Genomic DNA, 18,947 nt, shown 5'->3' with positions numbered 1-18,947 from the left:
AATTCCGCTTAAGCTGCTAAAAATCCTCCTTTTTAAGGTTTTTTGAGTGCTTAGACGAAAATCCTCCGTTTAATTCAGTCCATTTTCATCGTTTGTTTAAAATAGGCGGAGTTCCTCCGTTTATCTATGTATGATGGTTTCCCCAAGGCACCTCACCACTTTTTCTTAAATAAAAACCCATTACCCTATTCAGTAGAATACTTGTATTTTCACAATCTAATAAATTTGCCTCCGTTCAGCAAAATATTAAGGTATTCAAACTCTGGGCTACCATCAGCTCCTTATTACAGAATTTTTAGAAAAATTGTTGAAATGTCGAAGTCTCTTATTATATGATTATAGAAGAAAGTACATACCAACCGGTCAGTATAGAAAGGAGGCAGAAAAATATTGTATTTTCAGTACAGTTCAAAAGTAGAAGAATTGCAGAAAGAACTTACTGCTTTTATGGAAGAGTATATTTATCCAAATGAAAAGGTATATGAAAAACAATTAAATGCAGAAGCTTCGCGATGGGAAACTGTGCCGCATGTCATGGAAGAACTGAAAAAGAAAGCGCGGGAAAAGGGGCTTTGGAATTTATTTTTGCCAGACAGTGAATTGGGAGCAGGTCTGACGAATACCGAGTATGCACCTCTCTGCGAGATTATGGGTAGATCTTTGCTTGCGCCTGAAGTGTTTAATTGCGGAGCTCCGGATACTGGAAACATGGAAGTTCTCGTCAGATATGGAACGCAGCAGCAGAAACAGAAATGGCTTCAGCCGCTGCTCAATGGAGACATTCGTTCTTGTTTTTCAATGACAGAGCCTGATACCGCTTCTTCAGATGCTACCAATATCGCAACAAGCATTGAAAAAGATGGGGCTGACTATGTCATTAACGGACGAAAATGGTGGTCGTCCGGAGCAGGAGATCCCAGATGCAGGATTTCAATCGTTATGGGACGCTCAAATCCCCATGCTCCCAAGTATGAACAGCAGTCTATGATACTCGTTCCTCTTGATACACCAGGTGTGATTATTGAGCGCACCCTTCCAGTTTTCGGCTATGATCACGCACCTCATGGACACGCTGAAATTTCTTTTACAAACGTAAGGGTCCCGGAAGAAAATATGATCTGGGGGGAAGGAAAAGGCTTTGCTATTGCTCAGGGCAGGCTGGGTCCCGGCAGAATTCATCATTGTATGAGACTGATTGGTGCAGCAGAACGTGCACTTGAGGAATTATGTAAGCGTGTTCAATACAGGGAAGCATTTGGAAAAAGTCTTTCACAGCAAGGGGTTATTGGCGAATGGATAGCAGACTCCAGGATAGAAATTGAGCAGGCAAGACTGTTAACCTTAAAAGCAGCTTATATGATGGATACTGCAGGAAATAAGGCCGCGAAAGCAGAGATTGCGATGATCAAGGTAGTTGCTCCATCTATGGCCCTGAAAGTAATTGATAGGGCAATACAGGCTTTTGGTGCAGCAGGTGTTAGTGAAGATCTCCCTTTAGCGGCTTTATGGGCGAATGCCAGAACGCTGAGAATAGCAGACGGTCCTGATGAAGTTCACAGGGCTCAAGTTGCAAAGCTTGAATTGAAAAAACATCAGATAAATGTTTGAAGAAATAAGGAGGGATATCTTGAACGCTCTAGAACTATTTCATCTTAACGGTAAAACAGCCATTGTCACCGGAGGAGGGCGGGGGCTTGGAGAGCAGCTTGCAGAAGCGTTGGCAGAGGCGGGTGCAAATATTGTCCTTTGTTCAAGAAAGGTGGAAGCATGTCAGGAAGTTGCAGATAGGCTTCAAAAGCAAACAGGAAATAAAACTCTTGCATTGTCATGTGATGTAACAAAGCAGGATGAGGTAAAGGCGGTGGTAGCTGCAGCGGTCGAAACTTTTGGGTCTGTTGATATTCTTGTCAACAACAGCGGGGCAACCTGGGGAGCACCTGCAGAAGACATGCCTCTTGAAGCATGGCAAAAAGTAATTGATGTAAATACAACCGGAACGTTTTTGATGAGTCAGGAAGCAGGAAAGGTGATGATTCAGCAGAATAAGGGCAAAATTATCAATATTTCTTCTGTTGCTGGACTGGGAGGGGTGGATCCCCGTTTCATGGATACTATTGCTTATAACACAAGTAAAGGAGCTGTTATTACCTTTACAAAGGATTTAGCTGTTAAATGGGGGCAGTATGGGATCAATGTCAATGCGATTGCACCTGGCTTTTTTCCAACAAAAATGTCCAAAGTCATCATAGAGCATGGGAAAAATTATATTCTTGAAAAAACACCGTTACAGCGTCTTGGTTCTAATGAGGATTTAAAGGGAGCCGTTGTGTATCTGGCTTCAAGAGCATCTGATTATGTAACAGGCGATGTGCTGATAGTTGATGGCGGTACGCATGCTATGTAGCCTTTGAACGTGCAGTTTTCAAAGGGAAAACTGCAACTATTATTTTAACTGGGGGGAGTTTAAAATGGCTTTAAATAAATCTGAATGGTTTGCCAGCTACCCAGAACACATTCATCATGACGTTGAAATACCTGACATTTCTTTGCCGCAGATGCTGCAGCGTACAACGGAAACCTATGGAGATCGTGAAGCTGTATCATTTTTCGGAAGAAAGATGTCCTATAAAGAGTTACTGGGACTTGTACAGGGCTTTGCTTCCGCTTTACAAAGTGATGGGTTCCAAAAAGGAGACCGTGTGGCTATCATGCTTCCCAATTGCCCTCAATACGTCATCAGTTATTACGGAACTTTAACAGCAGGAGGCATCGTTACCCAGGTAAACCCTATGCTTGTTGAAAGAGAATTAGAATATATTCTGAATGACTCAGGAGCAGAAACGATTGTTGTCTATGATGCATTATACCCGAGAGTAAAAGCAATCAAGGAAAATACAGGATTAAAAACAATTATTGCTGTAAGCTTGAAACCGGGAATAGATACAGAAGGGGCAATGCCATTTGATGCTTTCCTGTCCACTCAGACGGGACAGATCAGGCCGGCAGAAATTGTTCCTGAGCATGATGTGGCCGTTCTTCAATATACTGGAGGCACAACAGGGCGTTCAAAGGGGGCAATGCTGACTCATAGAAACCTCGTTGCCAATGTCGTTCAGTCTCTGGAATTTTTTAAGAACGATGTCAGGCTCGGGCAGGAAAGATGTTTAACGGTCATTCCTCTCTTCCATGTATTCGGCATGACTTCCTGTATGAATTTAACAATTCTTGGCGGCAACTCAATGATTCTCCTCCCCAGATTTGAAATCGAAGAAGTACTGAATGTCATAAAGCAAGAATCGCCGACAATCTTTCCCGGTGTTCCGACTATGTATGTGGCCATTACAAACCATCCAGGAGCAGAAGCCTACGGAATTGACAGTATCCGAATTTGCAATAGTGGAAGCGCACCGATGCCTGTTGAGCTGCTGAGGGAATTTGAACGAAAAACAGGAGCTAAGATCCTGGAAGGTTACGGACTCTCTGAAGCTGCACCTACTACTCACTGCAACCCTTCGTTTGCCGATCGAAAGCCGGGTACAGTAGGTCTCGGGTTTCCTGCAACCGCTTACAAAATTGTTGATGTAGGAACGGGAGAAAATGAACTGCCGCCCGGTCAGCTTGGGGAAGTAATTGTTGCGGGGCCGCAGATCATGAAAGGATATTGGAATATGCCGGAGGAAACTGCTGCAGCTGTGCGGGAAGGATGGCTGTATACCGGAGACATTGGAAGCATGGATGAAGAAGGCTATTTATCTATCGTTGACAGAAAGAAAGATATGATTATAGCAGGCGGATATAATATTTATCCGCGGGATATTGAAGAAGTTCTGTATGAACACCCTGCGGTTCAAGAGGCTGTTGTGGTGGGCGTACCTGATGCTTACAGAGGAGAGACTGTAAAAGCATTCATTGTGTTAAAAGACGGAGCTGCAGCATCTGAGGATGACATTACAGCTTTTTGCAGAAAACAAATGTCAGCATATAAGGTGCCGTCATATATTGAATTTCGCCAAGAACTTCCAAAAACCAGTGTTGGCAAGATTTTGAGAAGAGCACTTCGCGAGGAAGGATCGGGTAATCCTGCCTCTTAGTACTGCTGTAACTCGCTGTGTTATAATTCTTCTCAAGACAACTAGATTGAGAGGAATACAGGGATGAAAGACAGAATCATAGAAAACAGTATACGTATGTTTGGTGAAAAAGGATTTAACGAAACCTCCATTCAGGATGTTGTGGATGTTCTTGGAGTAACGAAAGGAACTTTTTATTATTATTTCACCAGCAAAGAACAGCTGCTGATGGATATTCATTTGCAATATATTGACAACCTTCTCAGCCATCAGGAAAAGATCATGGAAAATCAAGAGAAAGATTCAAAATCAAAGCTTTATGAAATCATTTTCAAACTAATTAGTGACATAGAAAAACAAGGCCTGAGTGCCAAGGTGTTTTTTAGAGAGATGAGAAATCTTAGTGAGGATCATTTAGAACTGATCGTTCCTAAAAGAGAGCAATTCAGAAAAAACATTCAACAGGTGCTGGAAGATGGCATTGTAAAGAAAGAATTTCGGAGCGATCTGCCTGCAGAAATCGTCTCACTAGGCATTTTAGGAATGGCAAACTGGAGTTATTTTTGGTTCAATCCCAGTGGTAAAAGAACAGACAGCGAGGTATCCGGCATTTTCTTAAAAATGCTGCTGGAAGGTATACAAAGAGACTAGGGTCATTGGTGCTGCTCAGCTCTGCTTCGAAGGAAGAGGAATTTTTGGGGGAGGCTGGGCGTGTATTTTTGCTAGGTATTCCTTTATGAGAAATAGCTGAACTCTCCTTTGAGAGTTTTCTTTTCAACAAAACATACCAACCGGTCAGTAGGGGAGGAAAGATAAATGGAAATTGGGGATGTAAAAAAAATCTGTGTTGCCGGTGGAGGCCAGATGGGCCATCAAATTGCCATGCTATGTGCTCTCGGAGGCTTTCAAACGGTATTATACGATTTAGATGAGGAAGTGCTCACTAAAGCAAGCAGCAGGCTTGAGGCTATCATGGAAAAATGGGTATTCAAGAATAAAATCACGTCTGAAGAGAAAGAGGCTGCTTTTAATCACTTGTCTATGACAACGAATTTACAGCTGGCTGCAGGGGATGCTGATTTTGTTATAGAAGCAATTGTTGAAAAGCTTGAAGCAAAGAGGCAGCTGTTTCAACAGCTGGACCGCATTACACCTCAGCACACCATTCTTGCAACAAACAGCTCGACCATTGTCAACTCCCTCATTGCTGAGAGTACAAATTCACCAGAAAAAGTCATTAACATGCATTTCTTCTTCCCTCCGCTTGTTATGGACTGTGTTGAGGTTGTGGTCAGCAAAGATACCTCTGAGGAGACGGCGAACATCACCATGCAGGTGTGCGAAAGAGTGAACCGTACTGCGGTATTGCTGAAAAAAGAAATATCAGGCTTTGTGGCTAACAGAATTTTGGGAGCGCTTCAAAAGGAAGCAGTGTTTCTATATGAAAATGGTTATGCAGATTACAAGGACATTGATGTCATATGCAGAAAAGCGCTCAATCATCCAATCGGGCCTTTTGAACTGATGGATCTTTCAGGGATCGACGTTGGATATTATGTGATGCAGCAAAGATATCAGGAAACCGGTAATCCTGATGATAAGCCTTTTTCGTGTATAGAGGAAAAAGTAAAGCAAGGACAGCTTGGCAGGAAAACGGGTCAGGGCTGGTATACATACAGCAGTAAAGGAGGAAGAAATGTATGAGTTCATATGTGCAGGTTACAAAGGAAGAGGGAGCAGCTCTTGTTACTATTGATCATCCTCCGCTGAATGTGATGAGCGCGGAGGTTGTTGAAGAACTGCTGGCAGCATTCCAAGAGTTGGAAAGGGATAAGAACATTGTGGCAGTAGTGTTAACCGGTGCGGGAAGTACTGCTTTTATGGCTGGAGCTGATATAAAAGAGTTTCCCAGCTGGATGGGCAAAAAGGGAATCAAAGAGGATTTTATGAAAAATCATGAATTCTTGTACAAGCTGGATGTTTTTCCTAAACCCACTATCGCAGTGTTAAACGGGCTTACTTATGGAGGAGGATGTGAACTGGCACTGGCTTTTGATATGATCATTGCCGAACAGCATGCAAGTATTGCCCTGCCTGAAATCAAGCTGGGCCTGTTTCCGGGGGGCGGAGGCACACAGCGTCTGCCGAGAGCAATAGGTTCAGCACTTGCTAAAGAAATGATGTATACCGGTGATGCCATTAGTGCGGAGCGCGCTGAGAGAATTGGACTTGTAAATGCTGTTGTTCCTAGGGGAGAAGGCATAGCTAAAGGGATGGAGCTTGCAAAAAGAATCAGCCGCCATTCTCTCCCGGCGTTATCAAAAATAAAAAAAGCGGTTGATGCCGGATTGCAGACAACACTTCAGAAAGGACTGGAGTATGAAGCGGAACTATTTGAAGAAGTTTTTCAGACGGAGGATGTCAGGGAAGGAGTAACTGCTTTTTTTGAAAAGAGAAAACCGGTGTTTGTCCATAAATAAAGGGCACTTTCATTTTCAAGAATTTGGAAAATAGCTGAAGACTAGTAAAAGGAGGTTGGCATCCATGTCGGCGACAATCCCGGTCAGAAAAGGAGAAGAATTAAGGAAAGAAAAGCTTTTTCAGTATTTAAGCGAACAGATAAGGGATTTTCCCCAGGAACCACTGGAAATTACTCAATTTGGAACAGGCGCTTCTAATTTAACATATGCGTTAAAAGCGGGAAATTGGGAAGCGGTGCTCAGGCGTCCTCCTTTGGGACCTCTAGCACCAAAAGCTCATGATATGAAACGGGAATACGAAGTTTTGAATGCCTTGCACCCCCTGTTTCCACTTGCTCCGAAACCCTTAACATACTGTGGTGATAAAACTGTCCTGGGAAGCTCGTTTTTTCTAATGGAACGGAAAGAAGGAATTCTGGTAGATACCGAGCTTCCGGAGTGGACTGAGAATAAAGAGGAAGCTGGAAAGAGAATTTCTGCATTGATGGCGGATACTCTTGCAGAACTGCATAAAGTTCCATATGAACAAACCGGTCTGACTGAAATCAGCAAACCGAACGGATTTATGGAAAGACAGGTCACGGGATGGATCGAGAGATATCAGCGGGCCAAGACAGATGATATTGCAGAAGCGGATATACTAATGAAATGGCTGGCTGAACGTATTCCGGATACACAATATATTTCTGTCATTCATTATGATTTCAAGCTGAACAATGCACTTTTTTCAAGGGATCTATATGAGCTTTCCGGTTTGTTCGACTGGGAAATGGCTACTGTAGGAGATTCTCTTGCAGATCTCGGTGCAGCAATGAGCTACTGGATGGAACCTGATGATCCGTTACCTTTGAAGCTTGGTTTAGGAAAACCGTCCGTGACTGCATCTGGAATGTTTTACAGCAGGAAAGAGTTTATGGAAAGATATGCACTCAAAAGCGGGAAAGATCTCACCCACATTCATTATTATCTGACATTTGCTTATTTCAAATTATCTGTCATTTGTCAGCAGATTTATTACAGGTATAAAAAGGGTCAAACAGCGGATCAGCGATTTGCTGATTTTGGAAAATATACTGAAATTCTCATACAGCATGCACTTGCGCAAACCGGGAAATGAGATTTCTATGAATAAAATTCATGTTCTTTATAAGAAGGAAGAGATAAAAGAGTTACAAATGAAAGGGAAAGCTGCAGTAGTACTGGATATCCTTCTCGCCACCTCAACGATTGTGACAGCTCTGGCACATGGCGCGAAGGAAATCATTCCAGTGAAAAACAGCGAAGAAGCTGAGAAATGTGCTGCAGCACTAGAACCTGGCAGTTATTTGCTTGCAGGAGAATACGAAGGGAAAACCATTCAAGGCTTTCTGGATCCGAACCCGGCCTCTCTTCTCCATGTGACGGAGGGAAAGAGCCTTGTTCTTTCTACAACCAATGGGACTGTAGCTGTGGCTGGCTCTTTTGCGGCTGAAAAAGTGTACATCGCCTCACTTTTGAATCTTTCAGCTGTTGCAGCACAGTTGGAAGCAGAAGCTGGAGGCAGGACCATTGTTATAATTTGTTCGGGATCTTCGGGAAGATTCTGCATGGAAGATTTTTATGGAGCTGGAGCACTTATCGCAAAGCTGCTGATAGCCGGAGAAAGAGACCTCACAGATGCAGCCCGTGCAGCCCTGCTGTTTTACAATGCCTATGCTGGAAAAGCAGAAGAGATTTTGCTTCAGTCAAGTACTGGGAAAATGCTGGAACAGTATGGGTTGAATGCAATTATTTCGTTCATCAGCCGAGAGGACGTTTATACCGCAGTACCTGTATTAAAGGGAAGTAAACTGTTAGGAAGGGGAGATGAGGAATGGAAAAAACGCACAGCTTGGGATTAAGCTTCTTATTGGGGAGGACTTTAGAGCAGGCTGTTTTCACTCCGGAAGATATGACAGATGAACATCGCATGATTGCCTCTTCTGCAAAGCAATTTTTAGAAAAAGAAGTTGATCCTTGTTCACAGGAATTGGAGGAAGGAAATTTTGCCAAAGTTGCAGAGCTGATGAAAAAAGCAGGTTCTTTAGGGCTGCTTGCCCATTCAGTTCCTGAAAAGTATGGCGGTCTTGGATTAGATAAAATCAGCAAAGGAATCGTCGGTGAAGTAATTGGAAGAAGCAGCGGATATGGAGTAGCTCATTCCAATCATACCTGTATTGCAACCTTGCCGATTACGTATTTTGGCTCAGCCTGGCAGAAAGAATATTATCTCCCGAAGCTGGCAAGCGGGGAATTTCTTGGCGCTTATTGTTTAACAGAACCAGGAGCAGGATCTGACGCGCTGGCTTCAAGCACATCTGCTTTGCTAAATAGTGAAGGCACACATTATGTTCTTAACGGTACCAAGATTTATATTACGAATGCTGTGTTTGCTGATACATTTATTGTTTACGCAAAGGTTGACGGTATAAAATTCAGCGCATTTATTGTTGAAAAGAGCTTTCCCGGCCTTTCTCTTGGACCAGAAGAAAATAAGATGGGCATCAAAGGCTCATCTACCAGGTCTGTCATATTGGAAGATTGCCTTGTTCCTATAGAAAATCTGCTTGGGGAAGAAGGAAAGGGACACATCATTGCATTCAATGTTCTAAATTTAGGGCGTTACAACTTAGGATCTGCCTGCATGGGTGCGTCAAAACATGCCCTGCAAATGGCAATTGCTTTTATTCAGGAACGTAAGCAGTTTGGAAGACCACTTGCGAACTTTCCTTCCGTAAAAGAAAAAGTGGCTAAAATGGCGGCTGATATCTATGCGGCAGAGTCCCTGCAATACCGGACGGCAGGACTCCTTGAAGAAGCTCTGGGTAGTCTAACTGATACGGAGGATCACAAATTGATTGGGCTAAGGTTAATGGAATTTGCGGGAGAATGTTCAGTCTGCAAGGTGTTTGGATCAGAGACGCTGGATGATGCTGCAGATGAAGTGCTTCAGTTATATGGAGGGGCGGGGTATATAAAAGAATACGGTGTGGAAAAGCTTTATAGAGATTCGCGAATAAACCGCATCTTTGAAGGAACAAACGAGATTAACAGACTGCTGATGCCTGGACTTCTCTTCAAAAAGGCTGCAAAAGGAGAGCTGAATCTTCAGACATATATTAAAGAGGCAACTGAAAAGCTTCGTGCCGGAGGACTGGAAGGGATAGATTTTCTGCGCCAGCTGTTTCTCTCTTTAGCAGGCCAGGTATATCTGGAATACGGAGAACAAGTGTTGGAGGAACAGGAAAGCATTATGAAACTCTCAGACTTGGCGATTACTCTTTATGCAGCAGAATCTGCCGTGCTCAGAACGAGAAAAGCCAAAGCAAAGAATGGAAGCGAGGGGGAACAGCTGAAAGAGATGCTTACAAAAGCTTTTTTGGAACGTGCAATTTTAAAAAGCGAGCTGATTGCAAAAGCACTATTGAACAGCCTGCCTCAAAATAGTGAAAGAAAAGAACTGATGATCTGCATAAATGAAAATTTTCTGCAGCATTACATGAAAGAAAATGTAGCAGTCATGCGGGAGATTGCTGACACACTTTATCAAAAAGGTTCTTACGTCTGCTAACAAGAGAAAGCAGCGTCGTTCACCGGCCTCATGATTATACTTAGCATCAACCGGCCCGCTGTCCGGTTTTTTTTTATACAGTTCTCTTAGGGGTGAAAGGTCTAACCAAAAGTATTAAGGAATCCCTTCATCTTCACCTGCAGGTCAACTGGTGTCTTCCTGAGAAAAGCAACTGTCTTTAAGGAGATGAAAATGGAAAACTGACAATTTATATGATAGGAAAATCAGCAAAATATTCAAATATCTGCCTTTTTATCTGTCAAAAATTTAAATTTAGAAGGATTTAATCAAAAGTGGGCGAAATGTAAATGAGATTGCATTTCGTTTAAAATAGTTCATATCCCGGAATAGAAAAAAGAGTAACATAAGGGGGGAATAAAAGTGAACTTTACAATTAAAGGGGCGTCAGCTGCTGAAAAAGAGGTAGATATGTATGCGGTTGTTACTTCTAATGGTAAATTTTTATACATTTCTGCAACCGTTTTTTCTCTCCTTGGCTTTAACCAGGAAGAGTTAATAGGGAAGTATTTGAAGGAGATCGTTCATAAAGAAGATGTTTTTTTAATTGAAAGCTACTTTCTTAACGAACATCATATGCACCCGGTCACGTTCCGATTTCAAAGAAAAGATGGAGAGTATACATGGGTTGAAACAACTGTAGACTTTGTGGAAAACAAGCTTGCCAACAGTGAAAAAGAAATCATTCTCAAAGCGGTATCTATAGAATGTGATGCAGAGCCGGTGGAGGTCGCTATACCGGAATTACAGGCATTCTTGAAACCGGAAGAAGTCAAGAAAGAACTTCAGACTGAAAATGTAGTGATTTTTAATAATATTCCATTTCCTTTGTTAATAGCCGTAAAAGGCAGAATACAATATGTTAATTCAGCCCTCGTGAAGCTCTTTGGAGCCCCCGCATCTCAGCATATGCTCGGACTTACGGTATATGATTTGATAGATAACGAATTTCATGGGATTGTGAACAGCAGAATTCAGCGGACCCAGGCAGGGCAGGCCGTAGGATTAATTGAAGAAAGATGGAGAAGGCTGAACGGCATCCCTCTTGATGTAGAGGTGAAGGCTGCACCTGTTACGTTTAACGGAAAACCGGCTGAAATTGTTTTGCTCAATGATATTTCCTCCAGAAAAAAATTCCAAAAAATCCTTCAAGAAAGCCGAGAACGCTATCAGCTCCTCATACAAAATTCTATTGATACAATTGGGGTTATCCACAAAGGGAAATGGGTGTTCATCAATGAATCAGGTGTTTCCCTTTTTGAAGCTCGTGATTACCCGGACATGCTTGGAAAAGATGTGTATGATTTTCTGGATCAAGAAGACCAGTCCATGACATCAGACACTCTTTATAAGATTACCTCTGGAAAATCTAAAGTAGAATTGCTGAAGCAATCATGGCGCTCCTATAAAAATAACCGCATCTACACAGAAACAGTCTGCATTCCCACCTCCTACTTTGGTGAACCTGCAGTACAGGTGATTTTAAGAGATCTTTCAGATAGGAGAAGGGCAGAGGAATTACTCCTGCAGTCTGAAAAGCTCTCTGTTGCAGGCCAGCTTGCTGCGGGGATTGCCCATGAAATTAGAAACCCGCTCACTGCCATTAAGGGTTTTATGCAGTTGATGCAGTCAGGGCACGACGAGAGAAAACAATTCTATGATATTGTTTTTTCTGAATTGAATCGAATTGAACTGATATTAAGCGAGCTTCTTATGCTTGCAAAGCCGCAGGAAAACGTTTATAAGCAAGTGGATATCAAAAATTTGCTTCATGATGTATCAGCTTTGCTGGAAACTCAGGCTAATTTGAATAATATCTGGATCAGGCAGGAATATGAAGACTGTAAACTACTACTTCAATGTGATCAAAATCAAATCAAGCAAGTATTTATAAATCTCTTGAAAAACGCAATTGATGCTATGCCCGCTGGTGGAAATGTTTATCTTTCCTGCAAAAAGGCAGACGGAAAAATTCTGGTGGAGGTAAAGGATGAAGGAGAGGGCATTCCTGAAGAGCTGTTAATCAAAATCAGTGAGCCTTTTTTTACTACAAAAGAAAAGGGAACTGGTCTTGGTTTGATGATTACGTATAAAATTATAGAAAATCACAGCGGCAGCGTTAGCGTTCAAAGCAAAGTAAATGAGGGAACCATTTTTACAGTTTCTTTTCCGGCAGCTGACGGGCCCTGACTGCAGCATAAAAGAGCGAAGAATTTTCCTGTAGGCCAGAGTATGGTTCTTCGCTGTTATTTTTGCTGAAAAAGGCAATGTTATCTAATTTGTGTTAAAAATCTTTCCATCCGGTCCATACCTTCCTGAAGCTCTTCCATCGAGTAGGCAAAGGACAGCCTGATATGGCCCTCTCCGCTGGCTGAAAAGGCACTGCCGGGAACTGCAGCCACTCCGCCGTCACTTACCATGGAAATGGAAAAATCAAATGAAGATAAGCCATATTTTTCTACTGAAGGAAATACGTAAAACGCACCAGAGGGCTTTACAACTTCTAACCCCATTTTAACGAGCCTTCCATATATATAATCAGCGCGTTTTTTGTACTGTTCTCTCATTATGATGGCATCATCAACTCCGCCGGTCAATGCCTCAAGTGCGGCCCGCTGGGAAATGGAAGAAGCACAGGAAACATTATATTGATGTACTTTAAGCATATGCTTTGTGATTTCTTCTCTGGCAAACAAAAGGCCTATTCTCCATCCTGTCATACTGTGGGATTTTGATAACCCGTTAATTACGATTGTCTGGCTGGGCAGGAGATTGGCAATTGAGTGATGTTTTCCTTCAAAAACCAGTTCGCTGTAAATCTCGTCAGATAATACAAAAATGTCTCTTCCTTGAAGCACTTCAGCAATTTCTTTCAGTTCTTCTTCAGATAAAACAGCACCAGTCGGGTTGGAAGGGTAGGGGAGAACAACACATCGGGTTTTTTCTGTTAAATGTGCTTTAATAATATTGGCTGTTAGTTTGAAGTTGGTATATCTTGTATCAGCTATAACAGGCTTAGCTCCGCACATCCTGATACAAGGTTCATATCCCGGATAAACTGGCCCGGGCAGAATCACTTCAGATCCTTCCTCCAAAATCGTCCTGAAAGCAATATCTATCCCCTGACTCGCTCCAACTGTTACAATCACTTCGCTCTCCGGTTTATAATGCTGACCATATTTGTTTAAAACAAACTCACTTGCTGCCTTTCTCAGTTCTATTAAGCCTGCATTATGCGTATAGCTGGTAAAATTTTGATCAATTGCCGTTTTTCCCGCCGTTTTAACATGATGCGGTGTAAAAAAATCAGGCTGGCCGATCGTAAGTGAAATAACATCTTCATAGTCAGCAACCAGATTAAAAAATTTACGTATTCCGGAAAGCTCAAGATTTTTCACCTTTTGGTTAAGCAAATGTTCCATATTATCACCTTTTCTGCTGCATTTATATAGAAATCATTTTATCATAAAAGTATGGAAAGTTTTATCCTGGAAAAATAATTTTCGATTGTTTAAAAGTAAGAAATAAGGGGTATTGGAACATATCAAAATTCTGTTAATTTGTCATATGTGTTGGGAAGCGAATTGAAAAATCCCTTTCATTATTTGACATTTTATGAGGAGTTTGGAAGGGTAACGGACAAAAAATTCTGTGCCGAAACGAATGTTATTACTATACAAGATGTAATAGCTGATAAACGAGGTGAGTGACTTGGATTTTGATGAAGAAATCTTAACCAAAGAAGAAGCCATTATTGCTCAAAAGTTGAAACAGGAAATGTTCTTCGCCCTGACTCTGGACTCTATCCATTTTTATAAAAATGAACTTCAACTGCTTTTTCAACAAGCAAGCAGAAGAAATAAGTTTATAGAAAGTCATACAGAAACTGAAAAAGCCGTTTAGCGTTCTCTAAGAGATAAGCTAAATGGCTTTTTTTTTTACCTATGCCATGAATTTTACTGCCCCGCTTCACTGCTGCCCTATTGATTACGCGGTCTTGTCTTTTCTGCTCGTTTATCAGAAGGAGATGAGTCGTGTTTTATATCCAAATCTGTAACTGATTTTGCAGTTTGAAGTCCCGATTTTGTTTTAACATTTCGCTTTGTCATGTGATCACCTCAGTTCTTTTCCGGCCTCCTTATAGGATGTCTTAATTTAATTTCTTATATGATTTTTTAAAAAACTGTAAATGTCATGAAGTTGAAAAGTGATCCTGTATAATGGTACATAACAAGCTGCGTTATGAAGTGTTAGCTCAGATGTGGCTGTATTTTTGGATAGAAAAAAGATTGTTTGCAACCATTAAACAAAATACCGATACAAAAGGGGAGGGGACTGTTTTGAAAAGAATTGCTGTCATCGGGCAGTCGGGAGAAATTTCGGAAAATACGAAGATACTTGCAGAAGAAGCGGGAGCGGAAGTTGCAAAAAGAGGTGCTGTGCTTTTGACAGGCGGAGGGAGCGGTGTAATGGAGGGAGCTTCCAAAGGTGCCAAAGAAGCTGGCGGTCTTGTTATCGGAATACTGGCCGGGGATAATACGGACGTAGCCAATGAGTATTTGGATGTTCCCATTACAACCGGACTGCCGTTTGATTATCGAAGTCTGATTCTCGTTCATTCCGCAGATGCTATTATTATGATTTGTGGAGGCAATGGTACCCTTGGAGAACTGTCAGCTGCCTATATGAATAGGAAGCCTGTAGTAGTATTAGAATCCTCTGGAGGCTGGTCAACGAGGTTAAAGGAAAGTGCATTTGAAGGCTGCTATCTGGACGAAAGAAGAACGGTCGAAATTCAATATGCAGACTCTGCAGCTGCTGCGGTCGAGCGGGCTTTTGAAAAGCTGGAAGAAGAAATGGTCATTATGAGAAACACGGGGACAAGGGGACAGGCACCATGTCCCGGCCTGCCGGGACAAAGTGCCTGTCCCTCTGTCCCACTAGCAGCTGAAGGATCTGATTCTTTCTAAATCTATTCCGAAATAAAACCAGCGGAATTGAAGCGGGTTCCAGCGGAATCCTGCGATAGATGTTCTGCCTACGAAAGTTGGATAGTACCAGAAAGATTGCCCGCTGTTGAGTCTGACAAATGTAAATCGGTATAAACATCGCCGAATTCCCCCAGGATCTACAGCGAATGCTGAAACTCCCTGCGGCTCAGGAGGAATTGTACTGGGAGGAGGGCCGGTTGGAGCGCCAACTTGACTAGGGCTTCCCCCTGATCCTCCTGGTAGTCCCTGCCCTCCACCCGGGAAAATGCCGGGTTGGCTTACGCCTGGAGGAAATCCGAATGGATTGAACGGAAAGGTTCCCTGTCCTCCAAATGGTGTTCCGCCCAAGCCAGGCTGAATCTGCTGGCGTAATTCATAATATGGCGGAGTTGCGTATAAACCCCCGTGTAAAAAAGAATGATGATTATACATTTTGGTCACTCCCTTCATAGATCTGTTTATAGACTATGCTCAGAGAGCTTATTGGGTGAAATGCCTGATTAATATTGGCTGGTATTTCTACAAATTGTTCGAACCAGAAAGTTCACTTCTTTAGGGGCGGGAGCTATCAGAGAGAAAAATGCTTCAATATGTTTTCAAACTGCGGTCTATCCTTGTATGTATATTTCTCTATTTAGGGGCATGCTTTGCCGGAGCTGCTGACCTTGGCTTGTTATGGTCAATTGGAGATGTTTTAAAATGCACTGATAATGCTTCCGGATTTGCCGGCTTTTCTCCTGCTGAGGGGTGAAGTTGTGAATGGCAACAAACGTATATTTTTCTGCACTGAAGCGGACAAATGACTCCGTATAAACAAGCAAGTTTAACAAAGAAGGCCTGCTGGAAATTTTTCAGCAGGCCTTCTTTGTTATATTAATAACCAAACTCCCAGGAAACATCACTTTGCCAGGCAATAGACTCTAACTGTGAAAAATTTAACTTATTTGATGATCCACTCTGATGATTCAGCTCTTTCTCTAATTCAACAAACACTTTTTTTTCCACATTTTCTAAAACAGTCATACTATGATCTTTGTAAAATAACAGAATGTTGCCCACTATATTCTTACACCTTCTTCTTCATCTTTTGCATGGAGTATTGTATCATGATTTTTGCCATTGCAAAGTGAGCCAGGAAAGTATTCATCATATGGACATATTCAAAGCGGTTTCATATAAAGTAGTCCTGTTACATACTGCGATTTTTTTAACATAGAACTAACATAATTACTTTAAATAAAAGTGAAAAGCTACTCACTAATACAGCATTATATTAGTTGGAAAACAACTATGAAGCTGAATAATATGTTGAAAAAGGGATGAATACTATGGTTTAATCTTCATGATACTCACCAATTTTTTTAAGATTTCCAAGCTTCGCATCTTTTATCAAATTCTTCAGCCAGGATGTTTCTGTTTCGGAATGAAGAATGGCACCTTTCATAAGATGAAGCACTGCACATGGAACCTGAGTATGATATAAATGAAAAATCTCCTTCAGTTCCTTGCATCGCTGCAGCTCTTTTTGATACCGTATTTCAAGCATCTCAGCAACCTGTTTTTGATCGCCGTGGAGAGCAAACGCAAGACCAGTGGAAAGAGGGTGAAAAAAGTTGGTTTTGGTAGAAAGCTGATCAATCAGCAATTTATGGAAGTGTTTTTCTCCTGAGTCTGTTATTCTATATATAGTTTTATCAGGCCGGTTAGAGTCTTTTACTATATCGGCAACTACAATGTAATTCTCTTTAAGCAGCTGTTCGACTGCGTAATACAGGGATCCTTTTTGCAGCTTAATATAATGGTCCATATGACGAAACTTCATTGTTTGCTTCATATCATATGGATGTGCTTCCCGCTCCATTAGCAGCCCAAGAATCGTCAGCTTCATTGACATCTCAGTCACTCCATCGTTAGGACATACTTATTTTGCACTCTATTATATAGTTCAGTTTTACTAATTTTCAACTAAAATACACTTTTCTGTTTATTTTATTGTGATAAAGAGACAAGCTTGGTATTCTTTAAATACAGTATTCAGCATTTTTATTTCAAAGCAGTCCGGAGGATATCCATCAATTGATAGCATTTATCAAACCGCTCATAGTGAATATCACTATTCTTTTTTCACTTACATTTAATGCAAATTTATTTTTCCCTTTTAATCCAAACTTTCATATGCGGATAAAGCAAAAGTTTATATACGGTGTTATTGGAGCTCTAGCCGGTATACTTTGCATGTTTTATCCTATCGAAACTCTTAAAGATACCAATTTCGATCTCCGGATGGTGGCTGTTTTTGTTGTCACCCTTTATGCAGGCTGGCTTCCAGGGGCAGTCAGTTTGCTCATTATTTCAGCTGTGAGGTTTGCAATCGGCGGGGAATTTTATACTATAGGTATTATTGTTACTTGTATTTCTTTTTTGATTGCACTGCTGTTTCGCAGATTCTTTTTAAAATCAAAAATGAAATTGATGTTTGGAACCTCAATTATAGCAATTTATTTTATTATTTACATTGTAATCCTTTATACGAATCTTGATTTTCTGGCATTAGATTTTTACATTGTGTATTTCCTTGCTTTTTATATCACTTATCTTTCAAGCATATTAATTATTGAAAATTTGAAGAAAAATAATCAGCAGTTTGCAGAAATGGTGTATGTGGATAAGCTCTCAACCATTGGACAGATGGCAGCATCGTTTGCACATGAAATACGAAACCCAATCACAACAGTAAGGGGGTTTATACAATTTCTTGGCAAAGATACCAAGGATGAAAAATTCAAGGAATTTACTCCCTTAATTTTAGAAGAACTCGATCGGACCAACAAGATTATTACCAGCTATCTGACACTATCAAAGCCTAATGAACAGCAGCTGAGCAAAATCAGTATAGACAAAACGCTGATGGATTCAATTGAGCTGATGAAACCCCTTGGTCTGTATTCAAGAGTTGAATTGCAATATGAAGGCATTGACAAAAACGATGTGTATGGAGATGAGCAGCACCTGAAACAGGCACTGATGAACGTGATTAAGAATGCGATTGAATCTATTGAATACGAAGGGAATGTTGTCATTACCAAAAAACCTGACTATTTCAATGAGGTTGTTGTTCTTACAATTGAGGATAATGGCAAAGGAATGACAAATGAACAACTAAAAAACGTAGGCCTTCCTTTTTATACAACTAAAACAAAGGGAACCGGTCTGGGAAGCATGATTACCAACCGGCTCATCCGGGAAATGCAGGGAACAATTCAGTATGACAGCAAGGAAAATAGAGGGACCGTTGTTACAATTACTCTAAAGCTGTATGACAAGAATGAGAAAAAGAATCACCTTAAAAAAGGATGATGTTAATAACTGGGAAGTGGTGTGGCTTGTCAGAGCCCGACACGACGTCGGACAGTCATGCGTTGCCACAGGACGTGGCGCACTTAGCATGACTTCCTCTTTATGGCGCCTACCGCTTTTCTAATTGTCCAGCTCCGGCAGCTAGGCTCTCGAGGTCATAAGCTGTCTTGGCCATAAGGGCAAAGAGCGCCCTTCCGTCCAAGCCATCTTATGCTTGTCGAGCCTGAGCAAGCTGCCTCCGCTTTTCTAATTGTCCAGCTCCAGGCGCCAGCCCTTCGAGGTCATAAGCCAATCATCTCCAAAAGGCAAAGAGCGCCTTTTAGAGATGCTCGTCTTATGCTTGTCAGAGCCCGACACGACGTCGGACAGTCATGCGTTGCCACAGGACGTGGCGCACTTAGCATGACTTCCTCTTTATGGCGCCTACCGCTTTTCTATTTGT

17 protein-coding genes are annotated in these 18,947 nt (G+C 41.6%); 13 read left to right on the top strand and 4 right to left on the bottom strand.

Features of this window, described 5'->3' with window-relative positions:
* Positions 1 to 390: 390 nt before the first annotated feature.
* The 10 genes from GJU40_RS08865 (at position 391) to GJU40_RS08820 (ending at position 12,347) form a co-directional block, all read left to right on the top strand.
* The gene (locus GJU40_RS08865) at positions 391 to 1,608 is read left to right on the top strand and encodes an acyl-CoA dehydrogenase family protein (protein ID WP_154307381.1); all 1,218 of its coding nucleotides are present in this window, start codon (positions 391 to 393) and stop codon (positions 1,606 to 1,608) included.
* 19 nt (positions 1,609 to 1,627) lie between these two features.
* The gene (locus tag GJU40_RS08860) at positions 1,628 to 2,404 is read left to right on the top strand and encodes an SDR family oxidoreductase (protein WP_154307380.1); all 777 of its coding nucleotides are present in this window, start codon (positions 1,628 to 1,630) and stop codon (positions 2,402 to 2,404) included.
* 64 nt (positions 2,405 to 2,468) lie between these two features.
* A complete protein-coding gene (locus GJU40_RS08855; RefSeq protein WP_154307379.1) occupies positions 2,469 to 4,091 on the top strand; it encodes a long-chain-fatty-acid--CoA ligase in 1,623 nt (540 codons plus the stop codon).
* Positions 4,092 to 4,154: 63 nt separating this feature from the next.
* Positions 4,155 to 4,721 (top strand): TetR/AcrR family transcriptional regulator, encoded by a 567-nt coding sequence (locus tag GJU40_RS08850; protein ID WP_154307378.1) that lies wholly within the window; start codon positions 4,155 to 4,157, stop codon positions 4,719 to 4,721.
* Positions 4,722 to 4,886: 165 nt separating this feature from the next.
* On the top strand, positions 4,887 to 5,774 hold the full coding sequence (locus GJU40_RS08845; RefSeq protein ID WP_154307377.1) for a 3-hydroxyacyl-CoA dehydrogenase family protein: 888 nt from the start codon (positions 4,887 to 4,889) through the stop codon (positions 5,772 to 5,774).
* The gene (locus GJU40_RS08840; protein ID WP_154307376.1) at positions 5,771 to 6,550 is read left to right on the top strand and encodes an enoyl-CoA hydratase; all 780 of its coding nucleotides are present in this window, start codon (positions 5,771 to 5,773) and stop codon (positions 6,548 to 6,550) included. The genes GJU40_RS08845 and GJU40_RS08840 overlap by 4 nt, the downstream gene beginning before the upstream one ends.
* 64 nt (positions 6,551 to 6,614) lie before the next feature.
* Complete coding sequence (locus GJU40_RS08835; protein ID WP_154307375.1) at positions 6,615 to 7,667, top strand: phosphotransferase family protein; 1,053 nt, start codon at positions 6,615 to 6,617, stop codon at positions 7,665 to 7,667.
* 7 nt (positions 7,668 to 7,674) lie between these two features.
* Positions 7,675 to 8,430 carry a 2-phosphosulfolactate phosphatase gene (locus GJU40_RS08830; protein WP_154307374.1) on the top strand — a complete coding sequence of 252 codons (756 nt, stop codon included), beginning with the start codon at positions 7,675 to 7,677 and terminating at the stop codon, positions 8,428 to 8,430.
* Complete coding sequence (locus GJU40_RS08825) at positions 8,403 to 10,139, top strand: acyl-CoA dehydrogenase family protein (protein ID WP_154307373.1); 1,737 nt, start codon at positions 8,403 to 8,405, stop codon at positions 10,137 to 10,139. The genes GJU40_RS08830 and GJU40_RS08825 overlap by 28 nt, the downstream gene beginning before the upstream one ends.
* A gap of 381 nt (positions 10,140 to 10,520) precedes the next feature.
* A complete protein-coding gene (locus GJU40_RS08820) occupies positions 10,521 to 12,347 on the top strand; it encodes a PAS domain S-box protein (protein WP_343031481.1) in 1,827 nt (608 codons plus the stop codon).
* Between the two features lie 80 nt (positions 12,348 to 12,427).
* Here the strand turns inward: GJU40_RS08820 and GJU40_RS08815 are convergent, their stop codons facing one another.
* Positions 12,428 to 13,579: an aminotransferase A gene (locus GJU40_RS08815; RefSeq protein WP_154307372.1), complete on the bottom strand. Its 1,152-nt coding sequence runs from the start codon at positions 13,577 to 13,579 to the stop codon at positions 12,428 to 12,430.
* 289 nt (positions 13,580 to 13,868) lie between these two features.
* Here GJU40_RS08815 and GJU40_RS08810 point away from each other — a divergent pair, with 289 nt between their 5' ends.
* Together GJU40_RS08810 and GJU40_RS08805 are read left to right on the top strand one after the other, a co-directional pair.
* Positions 13,869 to 14,060 (top strand): hypothetical protein, encoded by a 192-nt coding sequence (locus GJU40_RS08810; protein ID WP_154307371.1) that lies wholly within the window; start codon positions 13,869 to 13,871, stop codon positions 14,058 to 14,060.
* Between the two features lie 437 nt (positions 14,061 to 14,497).
* Complete coding sequence (locus tag GJU40_RS08805) at positions 14,498 to 15,127, top strand: TIGR00725 family protein (RefSeq protein WP_154307370.1); 630 nt, start codon at positions 14,498 to 14,500, stop codon at positions 15,125 to 15,127.
* On the opposite strand, the gene GJU40_RS08800 is transcribed toward GJU40_RS08805, so the two are convergent.
* The 3 genes from GJU40_RS08800 to GJU40_RS08790 form a co-directional block, all read right to left on the bottom strand.
* Positions 15,098 to 15,580 (bottom strand): hypothetical protein, encoded by a 483-nt coding sequence (locus GJU40_RS08800; RefSeq protein WP_246188322.1) that lies wholly within the window; start codon positions 15,578 to 15,580, stop codon positions 15,098 to 15,100. The two genes, GJU40_RS08805 and GJU40_RS08800, sit on opposite strands and share 30 nt — an antisense overlap.
* 441 nt (positions 15,581 to 16,021) lie before the next feature.
* On the bottom strand, positions 16,022 to 16,207 hold the full coding sequence (locus tag GJU40_RS08795; RefSeq protein WP_154307369.1) for a hypothetical protein: 186 nt from the start codon (positions 16,205 to 16,207) through the stop codon (positions 16,022 to 16,024).
* 274 nt (positions 16,208 to 16,481) lie between these two features.
* Positions 16,482 to 17,042 carry a PadR family transcriptional regulator gene (locus GJU40_RS08790; protein WP_154307368.1) on the bottom strand — a complete coding sequence of 187 codons (561 nt, stop codon included), beginning with the start codon at positions 17,040 to 17,042 and terminating at the stop codon, positions 16,482 to 16,484.
* A gap of 281 nt (positions 17,043 to 17,323) precedes the next feature.
* Between GJU40_RS08790 and GJU40_RS08785 the strand changes: the two genes are divergently transcribed.
* Positions 17,324 to 18,505 carry an ATP-binding protein gene (locus GJU40_RS08785; protein WP_343031484.1) on the top strand — a complete coding sequence of 394 codons (1,182 nt, stop codon included), beginning with the start codon at positions 17,324 to 17,326 and terminating at the stop codon, positions 18,503 to 18,505.
* The last annotated feature ends 442 nt before the right edge of the window (positions 18,506 to 18,947 follow it).

This window comes from Metabacillus lacus, assembly GCF_009674805.1.
GTDB classification, from domain to species: domain Bacteria; phylum Bacillota; class Bacilli; order Bacillales; family Bacillaceae; genus Metabacillus_C; species Metabacillus_C lacus.
Note: the sequence above shows the minus strand (reverse complement) of the source record. Positions and strands in the feature narration are given on the sequence as shown.

Excerpts from the sequence above, each read along its gene's own strand:
- GJU40_RS08855 (WP_154307379.1), top strand. The coding sequence starts at position 2,469 with ATGGCTTTAAATAAATCTGAATGGTTTGCCAGCTACCCAGAACACATT.
- GJU40_RS08850 (WP_154307378.1), top strand. The coding sequence starts at position 4,155 with ATGAAAGACAGAATCATAGAAAACAGTATACGTATGTTTGGTGAAAAA.
- GJU40_RS08845 (WP_154307377.1), top strand. The coding sequence starts at position 4,887 with ATGGAAATTGGGGATGTAAAAAAAATCTGTGTTGCCGGTGGAGGCCAG.
- GJU40_RS08840 (WP_154307376.1), top strand. The coding sequence starts at position 5,771 with ATGAGTTCATATGTGCAGGTTACAAAGGAAGAGGGAGCAGCTCTTGTT.
- GJU40_RS08835 (WP_154307375.1), top strand. The coding sequence starts at position 6,615 with ATGTCGGCGACAATCCCGGTCAGAAAAGGAGAAGAATTAAGGAAAGAA.
- GJU40_RS08830 (WP_154307374.1), top strand. The coding sequence starts at position 7,675 with ATGAATAAAATTCATGTTCTTTATAAGAAGGAAGAGATAAAAGAGTTA.
- GJU40_RS08825 (WP_154307373.1), top strand. The coding sequence starts at position 8,403 with ATGGAAAAAACGCACAGCTTGGGATTAAGCTTCTTATTGGGGAGGACT.
- GJU40_RS08815 (WP_154307372.1), bottom strand. The coding sequence starts at position 13,579 with ATGGAACATTTGCTTAACCAAAAGGTGAAAAATCTTGAGCTTTCCGGA.
- GJU40_RS08800 (WP_246188322.1), bottom strand. The coding sequence starts at position 15,580 with ATGTATAATCATCATTCTTTTTTACACGGGGGTTTATACGCAACTCCG.
- GJU40_RS08790 (WP_154307368.1), bottom strand. The coding sequence starts at position 17,042 with ATGTCAATGAAGCTGACGATTCTTGGGCTGCTAATGGAGCGGGAAGCA.
- GJU40_RS08785 (WP_343031484.1), top strand. The coding sequence starts at position 17,324 with ATGCGGATAAAGCAAAAGTTTATATACGGTGTTATTGGAGCTCTAGCC.